Origin of the sequence: Shigella sp. FC1567 (assembly GCF_001743015.1) — a bacterium.
Taxonomy (GTDB): domain Bacteria; phylum Pseudomonadota; class Gammaproteobacteria; order Enterobacterales; family Enterobacteriaceae; genus Escherichia; species Escherichia coli.
The window spans coordinates 1-1,279 of record NZ_MIIV01000280.1; the positions used below are offsets into that span (position 1 = coordinate 1).

The 1,279-nt window shown below is 52.2% G+C and carries 2 pseudogenes; both read left to right on the plus strand.

Annotation, left to right across the window (positions count from 1 at the left end):
- Positions 1-333, plus strand: a pseudogene (locus BHE85_RS15725) (IS1-like element IS1X2 family transposase); the annotation flags it as partial.
- Between the two features lie 24 nt (positions 334-357).
- Positions 358-1,149: pseudogene (gene fdrA, locus BHE85_RS15730) on the plus strand (acyl-CoA synthetase FdrA); the annotation flags it as partial.
- Positions 1,150-1,279: the final 130 nt, after the last annotated feature.

Below are 1,279 nucleotides of genomic sequence, written 5' to 3' on the forward strand. Positions count from 1 at the left end.
TGGCTGTTTTACGCGTATGACAGGATACGGAGGACGGTTGTGGCGCACGTCTTCGGTGAACGCACTCTGGCCACACTGGAGCGTCTTCTGAGCCTGCTGTCGGCCTTTGAGGTCGTGGTATGGATGACGGATGGCTGGCCGCTGTATGAATCACGCCTGAAGGGAAAGCTGCACGTTATCAGCAAGCGTTACACTCAGCGCATTGAGCGACATAATCTGAATCTGAGACAACATCTGGCAAGGCTGGGACGGAAGTCACTGTCGTTCTCAAAATCGGTGGAACTGCATGACAAGGTCATCGGGCATTATCTGAACATAAAACACTATCAGTAAGTTGGAGTCATTACCGGAGTTGTTATGATCCACGCCTTTATTAAAAAAGGGTGTTTTCAGGATTCGGTCAGTTTAATGATTATTTCACGAAAACTCAGCGAATCAGAAAATGTTGATGATGTTTCCGTAATGATGGGTACGCCCGCCAATAAAGCGTTATTAGATACCACAGGTTTCTGGCATGACGATTTTAATAACGCCACGCCGAACGATATTTGCGTGGCAATTCGTAGCGAAGCGGCGGATGCGGGGATCGCGCAGGCGATTATGCAGCAGCTTGAAGAGGCGCTAAAACAACTGGCGCAGGGGGCAGGCAGCAGCCAGTCCTTGACGCAGGTGCGTCGCTGGGACAGTGCCTGTCAGAAATTATCCGATGCCAATCTGGCGCTGATTTCAGTGGCTGGCGAGTATGCGGCGGAGCTGGCGAATCAGGCGCTGGAGCGCAACCTCAACGTGATGATGTTCTCCGATAACGTCACGCTGGAAGATGAAATCCAACTTAAAACCCGCGCGCGAGAAAAAGGCTTGCTGGTGATGGGGCCGGACTGCGGTACGTCGATGATTGCCGGCACGCCGCTGGCTTTTGCTAACGTGATGCCGGAAGGCAACATTGGCGTCATTGGCGCTTCCGGTACCGGGATTCAGGAACTGTGTTCGCAGATTGCGCAGGCAGGGGAGGGAATTACTCACGCGATTGGTCTTGGCGAGCGCGACCTCAGCCGTGAAGTAGGCGGCATCAGTGCGCTGACGGCGCTGGAAATGCTCAGTGCAGACGAGAAAAGCGAAGTGCTGGCATTTGTTTCAAAGCCACCTGCCTAGACTGGCCCCCTGAATCTCCAGACAACCAGTATCACTTAAATAAGTGATAGTCTTAATACTAGTTTTTAGACTAGTCATTGGAGTACAGATGATTGATGTCTTAGGGCCGGAGAAACGCAGACGGCGT